We start from the raw sequence: 18,767 nt of genomic DNA on the forward strand, positions 1-18,767 counted from the left end.
TGATCACTACAATTAAAATGGTATGGATGACAAATGAAGAATTACGATTTAGAACTGCGCTCAGGATCCAGCTTCATGCGCATTCTTAGGATTAAGTCTATGACCGGGCGTTTGGTTTTGCTGATCACACCAGTGATCTCCGCACCAATCTGCAGGAAGAAGAGCATGACGCAGATAACCACAAACGTAACCCAGTTGGCTTCATATAGCGAAGCGGAGGTCTGGATAACAGCCAGAATTCCGAAGAAGGCTGCGATGCCATAAATAATCAATACGGTCTGGCGGTGGCTGAAGCCAAGTTCACGCAGGCAGTGATGAAGATGGCCTTTGTCCGGTGCAAAGATTGGTTTCTTCTGCAGCTTACGCCGTACGATGGCAAAGAATGTATCCGATAAAGGAACCCCGATAATCAGGAGTGGTGTGATAAACGATACCACTGCAATCTGTTTGAATCCGAGCAGCGCGAGCAGCGCCAGGCAGAAGCCCAAAAACAGCGAGCCTGTATCACCCATGAAGATTTTGGCGGGATGAAAGTTAAAGAACAGAAAACCGAGTATACTGCCCAGAAGCAGTAAGCACAGCAGAGCAACCATGGTATTGCCCATCAGGAAGGCCATTACAGCAATGGTGGCAATCGCAATACCGGATACACCGGCTGCAAGCCCGTCCAGTCCATCGATCAGATTCACGGCGTTCGTGACGCCGACAATCCAGAAGATCGTCAGAGGGATGGCAATCCAGCTCTCCAGTGAGGAATAGCTATTATGAAAAGGAATGTTTACGAAATCAACAGTAATTCCAAACCCGAAAACTACGATGCAGGCTGCGGCAATTTGGCCCAGCAGCTTCACCTTGGCTGATAGCTCGAACCGGTCATCGAGACCGCCGATCAGCACAATCAGACCGCCGCCACAGAGCAGCGCTTTGATGAAGTTAGCCTCCCGCGGAGTGAAGTCATACGGAATAATCGGTAATACGGCAAGCAGGCCTAACACAAACGCCAGAAATATGCCGAGTCCGCCAAGGCGGGGCATGATCTTCGTATGCACTTTACGGGCATTAGGCACATCTGTCGCACCGATCTTAATAGCAAATTTCTTAACGAGCGGCGTCAAAAGCAGTGCAAGTCCCATGCACACAATAAATCCGGCGATGTATATGATTAACATTTGTTCAGTCGACCCCCATTTCTCTACCGCATTGAATTATACGCTGAACCAAAAACAAATTCCAATACCGTTTTTAGGCTGTTACACGGATTTTTTCAGTAAATATCCTCAAATTACTGGTCTTTTGTCACTTTATCTTTCTCTCGTACCACTTTTACTGCAAATTTCGGCAGCGCAAGCATTCTTTTGTAACGTGTAGGTTCCTTAATCAGCCGGTATAACCATTCTGCCCTCAATTTCTGGAAGGCTTTGGGGGCACGGCGGCTCTTGCCGGAGATTACATCAAAGCTCCCGCCGACGCCCATCATGACCGGAATCTGGAGACGGGACTTATATTTAGCAATCCATGGCTCCTGGCTGTCAGCCCCTCTGGCAACGAAGAGCAGGTCAGGCTTAGCTTCGAGAATTCCAGCGAGGATCTGCTCATCCTCATCCGGACCAAAGTACCCGTCATGATAGCCTGCGATGACAATGCCGGGATATCCAGTTTGTAACCTAGAAGTCGTCTCGCGAATCACCTCGGGGGTTGAGCCCAGCAAATATACTCTCCAGTTGTAGCTTTCACCCTGGCGCAATAATTCATGTAAAAGATCAAAACCCGCTACACGCTCAGCGACTGGCTCTTTGCAGTAATCCGCTGCCCACACTACACCAGTCCCGTCGGGAACTACAAGCTCTGCTGATTTCATAATCTCCATATACGACGGATTCTCAAGGGCCGCCATGACCATGATCGGGTTAGCGGTAATGACCTGGTGGGGAACACGATTATGAACCGCCTCCGTCAAATAAGAAACCGTTGTCTTCATATCAACTTTGGATACTCGAATGCCGAAAATCGGCACTGTTGGTATCGCGCTATCTGCTTTCACTTGTCACTCATCCTTTACGGCGGAAATATTGGGCAACTTGCCGGGCCGGAGCCTCAGCTTCTTCAACCAGCGAAGCAATCAGCGGTTCACGCTCACGCTTCCATGCCTCTCCCGATTTCAGCAGCTCCAGAAGTCCCGCTGCAACCATATCACCTTCCAGCGCAGCTGTCGAACCTACCGGCCGGCAACCGATCCGTTCAAGGAAATGGTCGATCTTCGGATCATAGGAAACCCCCATTAGCGGTACCCGTCTTCCGGCAGCATAGATCAGGCTGTGGAGCCGCATGCCAATCAGCGCCTGACACTGTCCTACTTCACGCAGCATCTGCTGCGGATGGAGCGCATCCTCGCAAATACTGACGGTTCCCCCATGCTCCTCTACAACTTGTCCCAGCTTCTGCATGACATAACGTGAAGCCTCATTGTCCGCAGAATGATGAAAGGGCAGAAAACGTAAGTGAAGCGGCAGCTCTGCTGATACCTTCACCAGGCCTTCAGCCAATGCATCCAGCTCTTTGCGCGACTGCTCCCAGAAACGTACGGAGATGCCCACGGTATAAGGTGATGTCTGCAGATTAGAGATATCTGAATCATGGATATGCGCATTGCCGCTACTCGGCTCATGTGTTTCTTTGCGTACATCTTCCGGTAGCGTAAGGCCCATAACCGGGTCAGGGACGACATCTATCTTGTCCTTGTCCAGACCCATAGACTGCAGCAGCAGGCGGGACTGCTCGTCCCGTACGGATAGATAAGCACATTTACGGAAAGCCGATTTGATCAGCGGATGAAACAGCTTGCGGTTCACCGGGCCGACTCCCTGGGCATAGATGAAGGTTGGCTTGCCCATCCACTGGGCCAGCTTAATGATGGCCAGATAGTACGGAATAGTCTTGCTGCTTGTTACATCCTGAAGCAGACTGCCCCCGCCGCTTATCAGCCCGGCACTCCCTGATATGGCCTTCCGGACTTCCCCCAGCTTCATCCGGTGCACGGATTCGACACCGTAAGCAGCGGTTGTCCATTCCGGATCAATGGAGAGCACCACGGGCGTCAGCGTTATTCCAGCAGCCTCGGACTGCTTACGGAGTGCGTTCAGAATGGACTGCAGAACCGCCTCGTCTCCGCTGTTGCGGAATCCGTAATAACCCGAAATTATAATTTTTTGAGCAGCGGCGACCATCGTTTCCAACACCCTTCCGCAATCTGCCATACCCCTATAGCGATAATGCCGATGATAAGACCGAGTCCAAGACCCAGAAGTCCGCGGACCAGCGAGATCAGAACCGGCGAATGAATATGGGCAAAGGTATCTACCATGGACAACTGGCCGATAACCGCAATAATCATAATAAAAGCAGCATTCCGGTATTTATAGGCCATGAATGCGCCAAGGATAAAGAGCGGATGTGCCAGCAGGAACTCTTTGTTACGCGGTCTTACTCCGACTGTATTCTCCAGGAAGGTGCGGAACGACATCTCGAGCGAGCTTACACTGCCGCTGTTGCCTGTACGGCTTAAATAGTACATCCCCAGAATACCCAGCACGCCGGCAGCAATTACCATTGCGAGCGTGATCGGCGTCCGCAGCAGCTTGCCGGTCTTGTTGAAGGCGAATTCCCCACGGTACAAAAGCACATATAGCGCAGTCAGTCCAATCGGTGCTAAATGAAGCAGACTTACGCCGCGGAACTGATTGAGCACCAGGGCATAGGTGACATTATTCAAGAGCGCAATTACAAAGGGTACTGCACTAAACGAGATGAGCGCTGTTTTGACGTAAAGAACCAGACTATGTGTCAGCCTGCGGCGCGGGCCCATCACAGCAAAGGTCAAGGCATTGGGACGCAACGGCGGTCCCATTTCATTAATCTTGCGGATAGCCAGCACCATAGCCACGGTAGGCGCACTTATAGCCACTGCAAGAGCGAGTGCCTGTTCAAATAACGCAGGCTTCAGGACCATGAGTCCTGCACTGCCCAGCAGCCCCAGCACCCATGCAGGCAGTGTAAGCCAAGGAACAAAGTAGGAAACCAGGAGGGCAACCATGGCTACAGCCCCGATTACAGCAATTAATTTGAAATAACGCTGGAAAGAGGAATCCACCACATCAAACGCAGTAGCTTGTCCCATTTCAAAACCGTTAGCTTCAATTTTTGCAACCGCACCATCAGGCCCGCTTAGGCTGGTAACCAGATTGTCGAGCGTATCGGTAACCTGTGCCTTGGATGTATCCCGTGACGGAATCGTATTAAGATAGATCATCCGGATGTTACGGTCTTTCGTAGCAAGTGCAAAGCGGTCGGCAATCACTTCTGTGGACAGGCCGGAATCAGCCTCACTGAGCGAGTACAGCCGTGTCACGTTATAGTCCAGCAGATAGGCCAGTTTGGAGAAGCCTTTTTGCTGTACCTTAATATTCTCAATGGCTGCAATCCCCATCCCGCGTTCCTTCAGCAGATCAGCGAATGCTGTGATACTGGCCAGATCGGCATCATCGGAGTAGCCTTTAACAGACTCGCCTTCGAAAAGCAGACGTTTGACGCCAAGCTCCGCGTAACGGTCCAGCAGACTCTTAACGGCTTCCTGATTATACGCCAGCGAATCTACAAGGCGCGGCACAATATTGAAGCCTTTGTCATGCAGCATCTCCAGTGTAGACGGATCCGGCTGCAGCGGCTTGAGCGTTGCATCCTCCAGGGGAGTTTTGATAATCAGGCCCTGTTGTCCGCGGTAGGTCCAATCTTCTGTTGCAATATCCAAGCCGGCAAATGCCTCCCGGATGATCGGTGAGAGCGTTCCACTGTTCTTCGCACTGGTAAAGAGGACATATGTATAGTTCTCATTCTCAGGAATTACAGTATCGGTCAGATTAGCGATATCAGCCGCTCCCCACAGCATCAGGCGGCGGGCCTTGCGGAAATCCTCCAATGTGCTTTCGTATATTGCCATACTCTGAACACCGGCAGACTTCAGCCGGTCGAGCTGCTCGGAGATATAATCCTGCGGATTCCCCCGGTAGCTGGCTACTTCGACCAAATCGCGGTAATCAAAGACAAATTCAACCGTTTTGGAAGACTTCTCCGTCTGAAGACGATCATACACAACCGGGAGAGCAGCAAGCAGGCCAATCACCACGATAATCCACAACCATTTGCGCGAAGCTATATTCCAGCGTTGCCATTTCTGATGCACCAAAAGTACCTCCTCTTTCACTTTAAAGCTAATTGCCAATCCGTCATAATAAGCTCAAACACTCTTGCAGTGGTCAAATTTAAGCGGAAACGGATGTCCCTCTACCAGGAGCAGCTCCGTTTCCGCAGGCATGTTCTATATTTAGTATTATTTCCCGTCTACACGGGCCATAACCTGATTAGTCAATTCAGCCACTTTGTCTTTGGCATTCTGAAGCGATTCGCCAACGACGGCGAAATAAACCTTGATCTTCGGCTCGGTGCCGGAAGGACGCAGGCAGAACCATGAGCCGTCAGAGAGCAGATATTTCAGCACGTTCTCCTTAGGCAGACCGTTCAGTCCGAGTGAATAGTCGAGTACCTCTGTAACTGAGGCTCCGGCAATTTCATGCGGCGGGCTGGTGCGCCAGTCATTCATGATTCCCTGAATTTGTGCTACACCGTCTTTACCTTTAAGGGTGCGCGATTCGAGGCTTTCGAGGAAGTAGCCGAATTGTGCATACAGCTCCTGAAGCACATCGTACAGCGTCTTACCCTGGGCTTTGTAATAAGCCCCCGCTTCAGCGATCAGCATCGCAGCCAGTACAGCATCCTTGTCACGGGCGTAGTTGCCGGCCAGGTAACCATAGCTCTCTTCATATCCGAAAAGATAAGTGTATTCGCCGGACTGCTCGAATTGGTTCATCTTCTCGCCGATATACTTGAATCCTGTCAGCGTGTTGAACACGGTAGCGCCGTAATGGCTGGCTACAGCCGCTCCCATCTCACTGGTCACAATAGTTTTAACTACTGCACCATTGCTTGGTAGCTTGCCCTGCTCCTGCAGGCGGCTCAAATAATAATGAATCATGAGGGCGCCCGACTGATTACCGGACAAGACCACAAACTTGCCTTCATTGTCCCGCACAACCGCACCCATACGGTCTGCATCGGGGTCTGTACCAATTAACAGATCGGCATTCAGTTCCTCACCCAGCTTCATAGCCAAGGTGAAGGCTTCACGCTCTTCCGGGTTCGGCGATTTCACCGTGGAGAATTCTGAATCCGGCTGTTCCTGCTCGGGCACCACATGTACCTGGGTGAAACCGATCTTCTCAAGTACACGGCGGACCGGAAGGTTGCCTGTCCCATGCAGCGGTGTGTAGACAATCGAGAAATCACGGCCAAGCGTAGAAGCAATCTCTTCACGGCCGACACTGACTGCGGCTACTGTATCCGTAAACGCTTCATCCTCAGCTTCACCCAGCCAGTGCAGCAAGCCTGCACTCTCTGCGGCTTCACGGGAAATACGCTTTACGCCGTTAAAGGAGTCCACTTCCAAAATATTAGCAATTACCTTCTCCGCTTCGTCAGGCACCAGTTGCCCGCCTTCTGCGTTATACACTTTGTACCCGTTGTACTCAGGCGGATTATGACTTGCAGTAATTACAATGCCTCCTGAGGCCTTCAGATGGCGAACTGCAAAGGACAGCTGCGGTGTGGACCGCAAGGATGGGAACAGATGCGTCTCAATTCCGTTGCCGGCCAGCACAAGTGCAGCTTCCAGCGTGAATTCCGGCGAAAAGCGGCGGGAATCGTGGGCAATGACCACGGAAGGAAGTCCTTCTCCTGTATGCTGTCCCAGAATATAATTAGCGAAGCCCTGTGTCGCTCTGCCTACGGTATATCGGTTAATCCGGTTGCTGCCGGCGCCGATCACTCCGCGCAAACCGCCTGTCCCGAATTCGAGGTCTCTATAGAAACGTTCTTCCAGTTCCTTCGGCTCATCCGCAAGAGCCTTCAGCTCTGCCTTGGTGCTCTCGTCAACGGAAGGGTCCTGCAGCCAGCGTGTTAGGGTTTCTGCGGCCTTTGGGCTTAATCCAGTCATGTGAATCTCTCCTTCTCCATCTATAATTTATAATAATTTTATAACAGGATCTAGCTGAGTGCGAACATAATTTCCCCGGAAGCTACAATCTTGCCTTCCACTTTAGCGGTAGCCTGGCCTTTGCCGATGCTGCCTTTAAGCCGGGTAATCTCCACCTCAAGCACAAGAGTATCGCCAGGTACGACCTGGCCGCGGAAACGGAAGCCGTCGAGGCCGGCCAGGAAGCCTATTTTACCGCGGTTTGCTTCCAGCCCCAGAATAGCTACTGCGCCCACCTGAGCCAGCGCTTCCGTGATTAGCACACCCGGCATTACCGGATATCCCGGAAAATGTCCGGTGAAAAAAGGTTCATTCACCGTCACATTTTTGATGCCGACAGCCCGTTTGCCCATTTCTATTTCAGTGATTTTGTCCACCAGCAGAAATGGGGGCCGGTGGGGGATGATTTCTTGAATTTGATTGATATCCAGCATGATCAGCAAAGCTCCCTTCGGATGTAACCGCGTCTATAAAACCTCCGCCTACAGCAGCGCTTTTGTTTTATTCTTCACCGCCCTGCATAAATATGGGCAGCTTCGGCAAAAACTATAACTATCCTTCACCACCTGCAGCAGTGGAGGTTGAGATAAGGGGCTTTCTCCACCGCACGCGGCAGCATGGCGGAGAGGGCCCTTTTTGGCGCTCTTAGGGCACGCCATCATTATACATTTTTCAGTATAAAAAAGAAAACTCCCCTGTACAACAAGGGAGCTTCCGAAATCCTGTATTCAGGAATTATTTAGGGTGCAAACACCAAATCATATACATGCTTCCAGGTGCTCCACAGGAGCACATCGCTAAATTCTTTTTTGCCGAGAATCACGTAACCGACGACCAGGCCGCCTCCAAGCGCGGCAACAAGCAGCAGGGGAATCAGGAACCACTGGATAATGGTCCATGCCGAAATCCCGCGCCGCCTTACCGGCTGCTGCTGTTGTTCTTCTTCCGGTTTGTTGACCTTCTCACGACTCATTCCGTCACCTCACGCGCGCATGTTATTAGCCAGGCCCAGCATCTGGTCACTGGAGGACAACGCCCGGGCAGCAAGCTGATAGGTGCGCTGAATCTGCATCATCTCGGTCATTTCCTTACTTAGATCCACGTTGGATGACTCCAGATATCCGGTACGTACGCCCACATCCTTCGCTTCACCTGCGGCTCTTTGCACAAACGCCTGCTGTGCAGTCACACCATCGGCAAGCGTATAGAAGTTGCCGTCCACAGCTTGCAGAGCATTCTTGCTCAGCGGCTCTACAATCATAAGTGTGCCCGCTATAATAGCAGGATCATTCTCACCGGTCTTGGTAAGTACCCGGCCGCTCTCGTCAATAGCAGCACTCACATTGGCTGGCACTGTGAGCGGATTCCCGTCTGTGTTCAGCACAGGGTTACCGGTATTATCTACAAGCATCATATTGTCAGGATTCGCGGTATCCGGGATGAAATGGAAATCACCTTGACGGGTATACGCAGTAGCTCCGTTGACCTGAACACCGAACAATCCATTACCCTGAAGCGCCAAATCCGTTGGATTCCCCGTTTCCTGAAGAGTGCCCTCTTCCCAGTTGCTTGTAACCGAAGGCACACGGACACCAAAGCCGATATTGAAGCCCAGAGGCATACTGCGGCCAGGCTGGTCATAGTCTTTGGATTGCTGCTGCACACGTGTGAGCACGTCCTCGAAAGAGCCTTCTTTGCTCTTATAGCCGTTTGTGTTCATATTGGCAATGTTATCCGCTATGATATCCAGCCGCTGCTGTAGGCTGGACATGGACACAGCGGCACCGATTGTCGAGTTGTTCACAGATCTAACCTCCCAAAAGCTTAATAACTAAGAAGAAACCGGTTCACTTCATCAGTGCACCTGCAGTCTATATTCTGCCGACATCATTAACAGCCTTCTGCAGGCTGCTGTCATAAAACTGGATTACCTTCTGATTCGCTTCATAAGCCCGGTAGGCGGCGTTCATATCCACCGTTACCTGAGTGGCATCCACATTAGAGTTCTCCAGATACCCCTGACGCACCTGCAAATTATCGGTGGCATTGGAGTAACGGATTTCAGCGGCCTCCGCATCATCGGCATGGAAAACGCCGTTCCCGTCACGTACCAGCTCCTGCGGTCTTGTAATTACACTGATCCCGATGCGGGTTCCTGAAGGCAGTCCGGTCGCATTGTTAATCAAGTTACCCTGCCCGTCCACTTTAAGGCTATCCTCAGGGCCTGTCAATCTCAGCGGATTACCGTTACTGTCCAATACGCTGAATCCCCCGGAGCTAAGCACCTCTCCAGTAGGTCCTACCGTAAAGCTTCCGTTACGTGTATATAAATTGTTACCTTCATTATCCTGTACTGTAAAGAACGCCTGCGGACGGTAAGTTACCTCGCCGTCAGGACTAATATATTTACCTGAGCCGTCAAAAGCAAGATAAGCGCCCGCATTATCCGGGTCCTCTACCTGCAAATCGGTTGACAGCGCGAAATCTGCGTTTTTGCCGCTTTCGATAAGGTCACCCTGCAAATACTGGGAAACAGACTGTTCGGCAAAAACCCCTGTGTTAAGCCGGCCGACAGGCTTCGTAACGCCACCGCTCATCGCCGAGATCAGCACCTCGGGAAATGCATGACTGACGCTGTCGACCTGCTTGTACCCCGTAGTATTCAAATTGGCAATGTTCTGTGTCGCTGTATCATGTCTGCGCTGCTGCGTTACCATTCCTGCAGCCGCCGTATATAATCCTCTTAGCATGAGGTCAGTCCCTTCCTGAATCTGCTGTTAACTTATTATCGGCAGACTAGAACTTTTTCTTAACAACCTTATCTAAATGGTCAAGCATAATTCCCGTCCCCTTAACTACACAGTGCATCGGATCTTCGGCAACCCAGACCGGAACATGCAGCTGTTCAGAGAGCAGCTCGTCCAATCCGTTAAGGAGTGCACCGCCGCCGGTCAATACGACTCCGCGGTCAATAATATCTGCCGACAGCTCCGGCGGTGTACGCTCCAGCACTGACTTCGCCGCAGCCACAATAGCAGAAACCGGATCCCACAGCGCTTCCTTCACCTCACCGGATGTGATGGTCAGTGTCTGGGGAAGTCCGCTCACCATGTCACGTCCGCGTATATCCAGCTCAGCCTTCATGCCGCCCGGGCGTACGGACCCGATAGTAACCTTGATATCCTCAGCTGTACGTTCACCGATCAGGAGTTTATATTTCTGTTTGATATATCTTAAAATGGCTTCGTCGAACTTGTCCCCTGCGACCTTAATCGAAGAGGCGGTAACAACGTCGCCCATGGACAATACGGCTACATCCGTTGTTCCCCCGCCAATATCGACGACCATATTTCCGCTTGGCTGATAAATATCCATCCCTGCTCCGATTGCCGCAGCTTTGGGTTCTTCTTCCATGAAAACTTCCTTGGCTCCGCTGCGTTCCGCGGCTTCACGGATTGACTTCTGTTCAACGGACGTAATATTCGTAGGCGCGCAAATCAAAATACGGGGCCTTGAATACCAGGTCCGGCCCCCGACGCGGTCGATAAAATATTTCAGCATCATTTCTGTAATCGCAAAATCGGCAATGACTCCATCACGGAGCGGACGAATTGTAGTTATGTTTCCAGGTGTGCGCCCAACCATCCGGCGTGCCTGTTCACCAACCGCAAGGACTCTCTTCGTATCACTTTCAAGTGTGACCACGGAAGGTTCATCCAGAACGACTCCCCTTCCCTTGACATGAATGAGCACATTGGCCGTGCCGAGATCGATTCCGATATCCTTGCTAAGCATAATGAAAGAGCCCCCAAAGTGTTATTTTAAATGAGAATAGTTAGATAGTACCAAATTTAAAAATACCATACTTTAGGGGGTGTACACAATGTAGTAAAGCTGAATTATTACTTAAAATTCCGAAAATCTTATGGCTTTGATGCTACGGCTACCTCACGCTTTTTGCCTGTCGTTTTCTTATATTTGATTTTTGTGGCTTCTCCCCCCCGAAGATGACGGATTGATTTGTGATATTCGAGAATGTGCTTCACCTGATCGGCCAGATCCGGATTGATTTCCGGCAGCCGTTCGGTTAAATCTTTATGCACCGTGCTCTTTGAAACGCCAAATTCCTTGGCTATGGTCCGGACCGTGTGCCTGGTTTCCACGATGCAGCGTCCGATTTTGATCGTACGTTCCTTGATGTAATCGTGCACGCTCCCGCCTCCCAACTGTGGATAGTTTGGTACATTATATGAGGGGCGGGCCTATATATTCGCGCTTTCAAGACATGACAAGCTCCGGAAGGCCCATTTTATTTCTCGGACAACCTATTTATGAGCCGTTTGCAGTTCCATTCTCCAGATAGAACCGGTCCCGCCGTCCATTTCGGGTAGAAAAATAAAAAAACAGGAGGCTTTCGCCCCCTGCGGAAATTTCGGCTCAGCGCTGTGGAAGCAGATCCGAAGGATTCACAATCTTGCCGTCCTCGTGCACTTCAAAGTGCACATGGTTGCCGAGACCTTTCTCCAATTCGTTCTGTCCCGCTGTTGCCAGCGTATCGCCCTGCTTCACTTCATCACCCTGCTTGACTTTGGTATCGCTAAGACTCTGGTAAACTGTCTTCAGATCACCCGGAGATGTAACCTCGATCACTTTACCGAGTACTGCCACATCTTCGACTCTGGTGACTTCACCGCTGAGGGCTGCCTTTACGTCAAACGTCTTGTTGTCTTCGCGGGCAATATCGATCCCGGTGTTGGTAATAAAGGTGTTATTGTACTGCACCATCGCCGCCACATGATTTTCTTCTGTGCCGTTTTCATCATAGTACGGTTTGACCACTTCGACTTCACTTGGGCTCGCTACCGGCCAAGCCAGGCTTTCTGCTGAAGCTACGACTTCCAGGGCTTCCGGATCACCGGTCAGGGCTCCGGTTTCATTCCCGGCAACACCTTCCTGTGAAACGACCGCGGCGGTGTCCGGATTCAGCGGCTTCTGGCCGGCATCCTGATAGACCCACACCAAGGTTAGTATAATTGCCGCTGCTGCCGTGTAGACTGCCGGGAATACCCACCGTTTGGATAACAGTCTGGTCCATGAAGAAGGCTTAGCGCCTGAATCTCCCTGCTTGTTTTTGAGAGATTCATCATGGTTTGGTTTGTTTTTGTCTTGTTCATTCATATGGTTATCACCTCAGTAACCAGTGTTACCGGGCGCTTCGCTTTTATACGTATCTTGCAAGTTATTTTTTCAGAAGAGTTGAGATCCCCGTAAAAGAGACCCCGCTGTAATAGTGTTTGAGAATCTGCGTGGCTGTACTTCCCTGCTTCGCCATACCGTTCGCCCCCCATTGGCTCATGCCGACGCCATGGCCGTTTCCATAGGTTGTGATCAGCACCTTCCCGTCCTTCCGCTTCCAGGTGAACTGGCTCGAACGAAGTCCCAGCTTCTCTCTTACCTCCCGGCCTGTGAACACAGTACCTCCGATAGAGATCTTCTTGATCCGGTGTCCTGCTGTCAGCGAGATCACTTCTGCGGGCAGTCCGGCCGAAGATGAAGAGACTTGCAAGGCCTTGCCTGAGGCAGCCAGATTCGCCGCAGCGGGAAGCTCCCTGGCAGTAAGCCCGAGCTTGCTGCGGAGCTCCGAATTGCTGAAGGTGTAGGTGACCGCGAGGTTCGGGGTAATCTCCCGCTCCCAGGGGCTGGCTACACTGCGCAAATAGGGAACCTCAGCATTCCAGTAATCCTCGGAGTTCTCCGTATACCCTCCGCTGGAGGCAAAAAAGGAGGCCGTAATCGGCTGCCCTTTATAGGTCATGATGATCCCGCGCGTCTCCAGGACCGCGCGGCGGAGCTTCGCCAGTCCGGCGCGCTTGCTGCCGGACGCAAAGTCCCGTTCCAGCACGGCCTGCGAGATGTAAGCCTGATGGCTTACCGTATCGCTCACATCCGCCTCAGGAACGGGTACCCCGCTGTGGTCGCCGGCCAGCAGGCGGCGGGCAATGAATGTGCGGGCGGCAACGGCCTGGGCCTTGAGCGCCTCGAGCTCAAAGTCCGCCGGCATCTCCGCCGCCAGCACGCCGCTGACGTATTCCTCCAGCGGCAGGGTCTCGATTTGTCCGCTCTGCGACAAATAGACGGAGACCTCCGGCTGCGGCGCTTCCGCAGCAGCCGTTCCCGGCGGTGCCGGCGCGGCCGTGGCCTGCGGCACGGCCGGAGGTGCTGGCTGTTGTCCGCCTCCGCGCAGCGGGACAACAGCCAGTGGCAGCAGCAGCGCCGCCAGCAGCGGCGCTGCGAGCCAGGCGGCGGGGGCCAGCCGCCTGATCCGGGGCGCCCCGCGCCGCGCACGCGCTACGCTGCGCGGGCGCTTCAGGATGCGCCGCAGCAATCTTAACTCTTTCATCTCTATGGCTCCTTCCATAAGCACCGGTGATTCTTATAGATATGAATTTCCGGCACCTGCTAGAACGTGATTCTGAGAGAAAGAGAGTTGCCCGGAGGCGCAGCAAAATAACCCCACAAAGTGGGGCTTTAGCATCGATGATGGTAAAGGTACTTTGCGGGGACCCCAAACATATAAATTCCAGTCTATCAAAAAAGGGACCAGCCGCTTATTCGCGGGCTGGTCCCTTCATGTTAAAAATTGCTATTATACCCAGGACGGCTGAATCTGAAAGCGCGGTTTGACCTCATCGCTCTTGAAGGATTCACTTCTTGCCGGTTCCGGCTTAAGTACTTCTTCCTTCACAGCTGCAGTTGCAGCCGCTGATTCTTCCATGGAAATACGCCATATGTCCGCACCAAGACCCGACAGCTTCTCGGCCAGATGCACATAACCACGGTCAATATGATGCGTTCCGCTAACCTCTGTAGTGCCTTCAGCCACCAGGCCCGCCAAAATAAGCGCAGCGCCTGCACGCAGATCCGTAGCACACACCTTGGCACCGACAAGACGGGCATTACCGGTAACGATGGCGGAACGGCCTTCAATCTTAATCTCAGCATTCATGTTATGGAATTCATCCACATGCATGAACCGGTTCTCAAAAACAGTCTCTGTAACTACAGAGGTACCTTCGGAACGCAGCAATAACGCCATCATCTGCGACTGCATATCGGTAGGGAACCCAGGGTAAGGCAACGTCTTGAGATCCACAGCCTTCAGCGGCTTGTCGCTGATAACGCGGACACCGTTCTCGTCTGGAATAACCGTAACGCCCATCTCTTCCATCTTGGCAATAACCGGGCCCAGATGATCAGCAATGGCGCCTTCCACATATACATCGCCGCCCGTAATTGCTGCAGCTGCCATATAGGTTCCAGCCTCAATACGGTCCGGAATGACATGATGTCTTACCCCATGCATACGTTCAACACCTTCGATCCGGATCACTCCGGTGCCTGCACCGCGCACAATACCGCCCATGCCGTTCAGGTAATTCGCAAGATCAACAATCTCCGGCTCTTTCGCGGCATTCTCGATTACAGTAATGCCTTCGGCAAGTGCCGCAGCCATCATTATATTTTCGGTTGCACCTACGCTGGCCACATCCAGATAAATCTTGGCTCCGCGCAGCCTTCCGTTACTTTTCGCATCAATGTAGCCCTGGCCCAGACTGATCTCTGCACCCAGTGCTTCAAACCCCTTCAAATGCTGGTCAATCGGCCGAGTCCCGATGGCACAACCGCCAGGCAAGGAAATACGTGTATGCCCCATACGGGACAAGAGTGGACCCATTACCAGGAAAGAAGCCCGCATTTTGCGCACCCATTCATAAGGCGCTTCGCAGGAAGTAATATTTCTGGCATCAACCTCAATGATATCGTTCTGGTATGTAATACCTGCACCCAGAGATTCCAGCACTTTGCTAATCGTGATTACATCGTCTAGCGGAGGTGCGTCCACAATGACGCTAACTCCTTCTTCTGCCAATAGAGAGGCGGCTATGATCGGTAGTACGGAATTTTTTGCGCCGCTAACTTTCACGCTCCCGGTCAATCTGTTGCCACCGCGGACGATAAATTTGCTCATTTCGGTTTCCCTCCGCGTCCATTATTTCTGAAATTAATTTGAGTTTGAAATTCGTCAGTTAAAATATTGAATATTCCGTCACTGCGCCTAATGTGCAGACGCATTCCTTAAACTTCAGTGTTGACATAATAAAACCTTATTATTCGACACTTTTTTCACTGCATTGGCCTATGACAGATATAACCAAACCAACCGTCATTAAAACATCCGGGTGATAAGTCCGCTCCAGCCCAGATAATCCAGCAGAAATCCGGCCACGAAATGGCCGAGGACAATGGCCAGCAGCAAATGCAGCAACCTGCCCTGGGGACTCTTGGGATATCTTATGACCAGATCGAGCTTTAGGTTCTGAAGTGCCCACCAGGATAACGCGACACAGACTAGAGAAACTACCATCGAAATTAAACTGCTGCTGCCGATCGCACTTGACAATTCAGCGGATAAGCTTGTGTTCATCATTAGCCCCCCGTGTAAGGTTACTCGGAAATCGACTCTTATATCATACTTGCGCAGGGGAAAAGAATCCAGTACTTTTACGAATTTTTAAACAATTGGCGCATTATCTGCCTAAGTGTTTACGATATGTTCATACTCTGCTAGATTCAGTTAAGCAAAAAAAGCAGTCAAGCCCTGGGCTTGACCGCTTCTCTGCTACTGTTGTCCTTTTCCGGTCGAAACTTTGATCCGCGTTACAGCGCGCTGCAAGGCCAGCTCAGCACGGCGGTGATCAATTTCATCTTGCTTGCTTTGCAGCTTAAGACGGCGCTCAGCCCGTTCCTTAGCTGCTTCAGCGCGCTCCACATCAATATCTTTGGGCAGCTCAGCACTTTCAGCCAGCACCGTTACCTTATCTTTGTGCACTTCAACGAAACCGCCATGAACGGCGATAGACACCGTTACGCCGTCTGCTTTGACGCTAAGCGGAGCAACCTGAAGCGGAGTTACCAGCGGAATATGTCCCGGCAAAATGCCCAGTGCACCATTCACGCCACGTACCGTCAAGCTATTCACTTGCTTGGAGTAGACCAGATGCTCCGGAGTGACAATTTCGAGCAAAAAGGTATTCACTTCCATTCCTCCTCAAAGCTTTACAGAATAAAGCTCACTACCCGGCTCATGCCGAGATTACAACGTTTTGGCTTTTTCCACTGCTTCTTCAATCGTACCTACGAACAGGAACGCTACTTCCGGAAGATCATCGTGCTTGCCTTCCAGGATTTCTTTGAAGCTGCGTACTGTTTCTTTGATCGGCACGTATTTGCCTTTGAAGCCTGTGAACTGTTCTGCTACATGGAAAGGCTGGGACAGGAAGCGCTCAACCTTACGGGCGCGGGACACAATGACCTTATCCTCTTCACTCAGCTCATCCATACCCAGGATTGCAATGATATCCTGAAGCTCAGTATAACGCTGCAGCAGCTGCTTAACGCCTTGTGCCACGTTATAATGCTCTTCTCCGACAATTTCAGGTGCCAACATACGCGAGCTTGAAGCCAGAGGGTCAACCGCAGGGAAAATCCCTTTTTCGGAGATTTTACGCTCCAGGTTGGTAGTCGCATCCAAGTGGGCAAACGCAGTAGCCGGTGCAGGGTCTGTATAGTCATCCGCAGGCACGTAGATCGCCTGGATTGAAGTAACAGAACCTTTCTTAGTGGACGTAATACGTTCCTGCAGCTGACCCATTTCTGTAGCCAGTGTAGGCTGGTAACCTACCGCAGAAGGCATACGGCCGAGAAGGGCCGATACTTCGGAACCCGCTTGGGTGAAGCGGAATATGTTATCGATAAAGAGCAGCGTATCGCGGCCTTCAACATCACGGAAATATTCCGCCATGGTCAGACCGGTCAGAGCTACGCGCAGACGCGCGCCCGGCGGCTCATTCATTTGTCCGAATACCATCGCCGTTTTCTTGATAACGCCGGAATCCGTCATTTCATGATACAGGTCATTACCTTCACGGGTACGCTCGCCAACACCTGCGAATACGGAGATACCGCCGTGTTCCTGTGCGATGTTGTTGATCAGTTCCTGGATGGTTACAGTTTTACCTACGCCGGCACCGCCGAACAGGCCGATCTTACCGCCCTTGGCGTAAGGGGCAAGCAAGTCGATAACCTTAATGCCGGTTTCCAGAACTTCTGCCTGAGTGGACAATTCATCGAATGTAGGAGCCAGACGGTGAATCGGGTTTCTTGCAGCCACCACTTCAGCGCCGTTATCGATTGGATTACCAAGCACGTTAAATACGCGGCCGAGTGTTGCTTCACCAACAGGAACCGAGATCGGTCCTCCCTGGTCAATGGCATCAATACCGCGTACCAGTCCATCTGTGGAAGACATGGCGATACAACGCACCAGGTTATCTCCAAGATGATTGGAAACTTCAAGAGTCAGATCCATGTTACGGCCATCGCTCAGAGTCCCAACAATTTTGATAGCGTTGAATATCTCGGGCAGCTGGCCGCGTTCAAATTCAATATCGACAACCGGACCCATAATGCTCACAACGCGTCCTTTGTTCATCTTCATTTCCCTCCTCGAAAGCTGTTACATATGTAGAAACGGTCCATTACCCTTTAAAGGCATCATCCGTTTCTGCGGATAAATACAAGGCAGGGCCAAGCCCGGAGGCATGGACCCACTCATATTAAGACTGCGCGTTCGCACCAGCCACGATCTCGGTAATTTCCTGCGTAATTGCCGCCTGACGGGCGCGGTTGTACGTAAGTCTTAGTTCTCCGATCATTTTTGACGCGTTCTTCGTTGCACTGCCCATAGCTGTCATCTTAGCTCCCAGCTCACTGGCCTTGCCGTTCAGAAGAGCACCGTAGATTAAAGTTTCGGCGTATTTAGGAAGCAGAACTTCCAGCACGCCTTCAGGAGAAGGTTCGTATTCATAGGCAGCTGTCGCTCCGTGATGCTCGCCTTTTCCTACACCATCCATAGGCAGAAGTCTGTCTACAGTCGGAACCTGGCTGATCGCATTGATAAACTGGTTGTAGCAAATGTACAGCTCATCGTAGACGCCTGTCTCAAACTGGTTTACCGCCGAATAAGCAATCGACTTGATGTCAGCAAACTTCGGGGTATCAGACAGCTCGGTGATTTCCTCTACAATGGGGTACTCACGGCGGCGCAAAAAGTCACGGCCCTTGCGGCCGATAACAAACAGTGCATACTCATCCTTGGACTTATGCCGCTCTGCGATCAGCATCGTTACTTTACGCAGAATGTTGGCATTGTAGCCACCTGCAAGACCTCTATCCGAGGTGATGATCAAATACCCTGTTTTTTTGACAGGCCGGCTGACCAGCATCGGATGCTGAACATCCTGCGTACCGGCAGCAATACTCGAGACCACCTCTTTAAGCTTCTCTGAGTAAGGACGCGCAGCTTCAGCTTTCTCCTGCGCTTTGCGCAGCTTGGAGGCGGCGACCATCTCCATCGCTTTGGTGATCTGTCTGGTGTTCTGAACGCTCTTAATTTGACGTTTAATATCGCGCATGCTTCTTGCCATGATTTCACCACCTCTGAGCTTTGGCGTAGCCAAAGCTAACATCGTAAGCATAAGCTGAGCTTTGGCACAGCCAAAGCTGA

The 18,767-nt window shown here is 51.6% G+C and carries 18 protein-coding genes; all 18 read right to left on the minus strand.

The annotated features are described in order from the left end of the window. Positions 1-41: 41 nt before the first annotated feature. Positions 42-1,169: a glycosyltransferase family 4 protein gene (locus tag P40081_RS33585; RefSeq protein WP_042140236.1), complete on the minus strand. Its 1,128-nt coding sequence runs from the start codon at positions 1,167-1,169 to the stop codon at positions 42-44. 113 nt (positions 1,170-1,282) lie between these two features. Beyond that, positions 1,283-2,041, minus strand: a complete 759-nt coding sequence (locus P40081_RS33590; protein WP_042140237.1) for a WecB/TagA/CpsF family glycosyltransferase — start codon at positions 2,039-2,041, stop codon at positions 1,283-1,285. Between the two features lie 7 nt (positions 2,042-2,048). Next, positions 2,049-3,224 carry a polysaccharide pyruvyl transferase CsaB gene (gene csaB, locus P40081_RS33595; RefSeq protein WP_042140238.1) on the minus strand — a complete coding sequence of 392 codons (1,176 nt, stop codon included), beginning with the start codon at positions 3,222-3,224 and terminating at the stop codon, positions 2,049-2,051. Then, positions 3,197-5,236, minus strand: coding sequence for a DUF5693 family protein (locus P40081_RS33600; protein ID WP_042140239.1), 2,040 nt, complete (start codon positions 5,234-5,236; stop codon positions 3,197-3,199). The genes csaB and P40081_RS33600 overlap by 28 nt, the downstream gene beginning before the upstream one ends. A gap of 147 nt (positions 5,237-5,383) precedes the next feature. Continuing rightward, positions 5,384-7,102, minus strand: coding sequence for a phospho-sugar mutase (locus tag P40081_RS33605; protein WP_042140240.1), 1,719 nt, complete (start codon positions 7,100-7,102; stop codon positions 5,384-5,386). A 50-nt stretch (positions 7,103-7,152) separates the two neighbouring features. After that, the gene (fabZ, locus tag P40081_RS33610) at positions 7,153-7,575 is read right to left on the minus strand and encodes a 3-hydroxyacyl-ACP dehydratase FabZ (protein ID WP_039303787.1); all 423 of its coding nucleotides are present in this window, start codon (positions 7,573-7,575) and stop codon (positions 7,153-7,155) included. 305 nt (positions 7,576-7,880) lie between these two features. After that, the gene (locus P40081_RS33615) at positions 7,881-8,114 is read right to left on the minus strand and encodes a DNA-directed RNA polymerase subunit beta (protein ID WP_042140241.1); all 234 of its coding nucleotides are present in this window, start codon (positions 8,112-8,114) and stop codon (positions 7,881-7,883) included. A 9-nt stretch (positions 8,115-8,123) separates the two neighbouring features. Continuing rightward, complete coding sequence (locus P40081_RS33620; protein WP_042140242.1) at positions 8,124-8,945, minus strand: flagellar hook-basal body protein; 822 nt, start codon at positions 8,943-8,945, stop codon at positions 8,124-8,126. Between the two features lie 67 nt (positions 8,946-9,012). Further along, positions 9,013-9,891, minus strand: coding sequence for a flagellar hook-basal body protein (locus P40081_RS33625; protein WP_042140243.1), 879 nt, complete (start codon positions 9,889-9,891; stop codon positions 9,013-9,015). A 46-nt stretch (positions 9,892-9,937) separates the two neighbouring features. Next, positions 9,938-10,936, minus strand: a complete 999-nt coding sequence (locus P40081_RS33630) for a rod shape-determining protein (RefSeq protein WP_042140244.1) — start codon at positions 10,934-10,936, stop codon at positions 9,938-9,940. A gap of 128 nt (positions 10,937-11,064) precedes the next feature. Beyond that, a complete protein-coding gene (spoIIID, locus tag P40081_RS33635) occupies positions 11,065-11,352 on the minus strand; it encodes a sporulation transcriptional regulator SpoIIID (protein ID WP_019915029.1) in 288 nt (95 codons plus the stop codon). 226 nt (positions 11,353-11,578) lie between these two features. Continuing rightward, complete coding sequence (locus P40081_RS33640; RefSeq protein WP_042140245.1) at positions 11,579-12,319, minus strand: M23 family metallopeptidase; 741 nt, start codon at positions 12,317-12,319, stop codon at positions 11,579-11,581. Between the two features lie 61 nt (positions 12,320-12,380). Next, complete coding sequence (spoIID, locus tag P40081_RS33645) at positions 12,381-13,541, minus strand: stage II sporulation protein D (protein WP_042140246.1); 1,161 nt, start codon at positions 13,539-13,541, stop codon at positions 12,381-12,383. A gap of 246 nt (positions 13,542-13,787) precedes the next feature. Continuing rightward, positions 13,788-15,170, minus strand: a complete 1,383-nt coding sequence (gene murA / locus P40081_RS33650) for a UDP-N-acetylglucosamine 1-carboxyvinyltransferase (RefSeq protein ID WP_042140247.1) — start codon at positions 15,168-15,170, stop codon at positions 13,788-13,790. Between the two features lie 198 nt (positions 15,171-15,368). Then, positions 15,369-15,626: a DUF1146 family protein gene (locus P40081_RS33655; protein ID WP_042140248.1), complete on the minus strand. Its 258-nt coding sequence runs from the start codon at positions 15,624-15,626 to the stop codon at positions 15,369-15,371. Positions 15,627-15,821: 195 nt separating this feature from the next. After that, the gene (locus tag P40081_RS33660) at positions 15,822-16,238 is read right to left on the minus strand and encodes a F0F1 ATP synthase subunit epsilon (protein WP_039309326.1); all 417 of its coding nucleotides are present in this window, start codon (positions 16,236-16,238) and stop codon (positions 15,822-15,824) included. Between the two features lie 57 nt (positions 16,239-16,295). After that, a complete protein-coding gene (gene atpD, locus P40081_RS33665; RefSeq protein WP_039309318.1) occupies positions 16,296-17,693 on the minus strand; it encodes a F0F1 ATP synthase subunit beta in 1,398 nt (465 codons plus the stop codon). A 124-nt stretch (positions 17,694-17,817) separates the two neighbouring features. Beyond that, positions 17,818-18,687, minus strand: a complete 870-nt coding sequence (atpG, locus tag P40081_RS33670; protein ID WP_039309316.1) for an ATP synthase F1 subunit gamma — start codon at positions 18,685-18,687, stop codon at positions 17,818-17,820. Positions 18,688-18,767 lie beyond the last annotated feature (80 nt).

This window comes from Paenibacillus sp. FSL P4-0081 (assembly GCF_000758565.1).
GTDB lineage: Bacteria > Bacillota > Bacilli > Paenibacillales > Paenibacillaceae > Paenibacillus_AQ > Paenibacillus_AQ phytohabitans.

Excerpts from the sequence above, each read along its gene's own strand:
- P40081_RS33585 (WP_042140236.1), bottom strand. The coding sequence starts at position 1,169 with ATGTTAATCATATACATCGCCGGATTTATTGTGTGCATGGGACTTGCA.
- csaB (WP_042140238.1), bottom strand. The coding sequence starts at position 3,224 with ATGGTCGCCGCTGCTCAAAAAATTATAATTTCGGGTTATTACGGATTC.
- P40081_RS33605 (WP_042140240.1), bottom strand. The coding sequence starts at position 7,102 with ATGACTGGATTAAGCCCAAAGGCCGCAGAAACCCTAACACGCTGGCTG.
- fabZ (WP_039303787.1), bottom strand. The coding sequence starts at position 7,575 with ATGCTGGATATCAATCAAATTCAAGAAATCATCCCCCACCGGCCCCCA.
- P40081_RS33615 (WP_042140241.1), bottom strand. The coding sequence starts at position 8,114 with ATGAGTCGTGAGAAGGTCAACAAACCGGAAGAAGAACAACAGCAGCAG.
- P40081_RS33625 (WP_042140243.1), bottom strand. The coding sequence starts at position 9,891 with ATGCTAAGAGGATTATATACGGCGGCTGCAGGAATGGTAACGCAGCAG.
- P40081_RS33630 (WP_042140244.1), bottom strand. The coding sequence starts at position 10,936 with ATGCTTAGCAAGGATATCGGAATCGATCTCGGCACGGCCAATGTGCTC.
- P40081_RS33640 (WP_042140245.1), bottom strand. The coding sequence starts at position 12,319 with ATGAATGAACAAGACAAAAACAAACCAAACCATGATGAATCTCTCAAA.
- spoIID (WP_042140246.1), bottom strand. The coding sequence starts at position 13,541 with ATGAAAGAGTTAAGATTGCTGCGGCGCATCCTGAAGCGCCCGCGCAGC.
- murA (WP_042140247.1), bottom strand. The coding sequence starts at position 15,170 with ATGAGCAAATTTATCGTCCGCGGTGGCAACAGATTGACCGGGAGCGTG.
- P40081_RS33655 (WP_042140248.1), bottom strand. The coding sequence starts at position 15,626 with ATGAACACAAGCTTATCCGCTGAATTGTCAAGTGCGATCGGCAGCAGC.
- atpD (WP_039309318.1), bottom strand. The coding sequence starts at position 17,693 with ATGAACAAAGGACGCGTTGTGAGCATTATGGGTCCGGTTGTCGATATT.
- atpG (WP_039309316.1), bottom strand. The coding sequence starts at position 18,687 with ATGGCAAGAAGCATGCGCGATATTAAACGTCAAATTAAGAGCGTTCAG.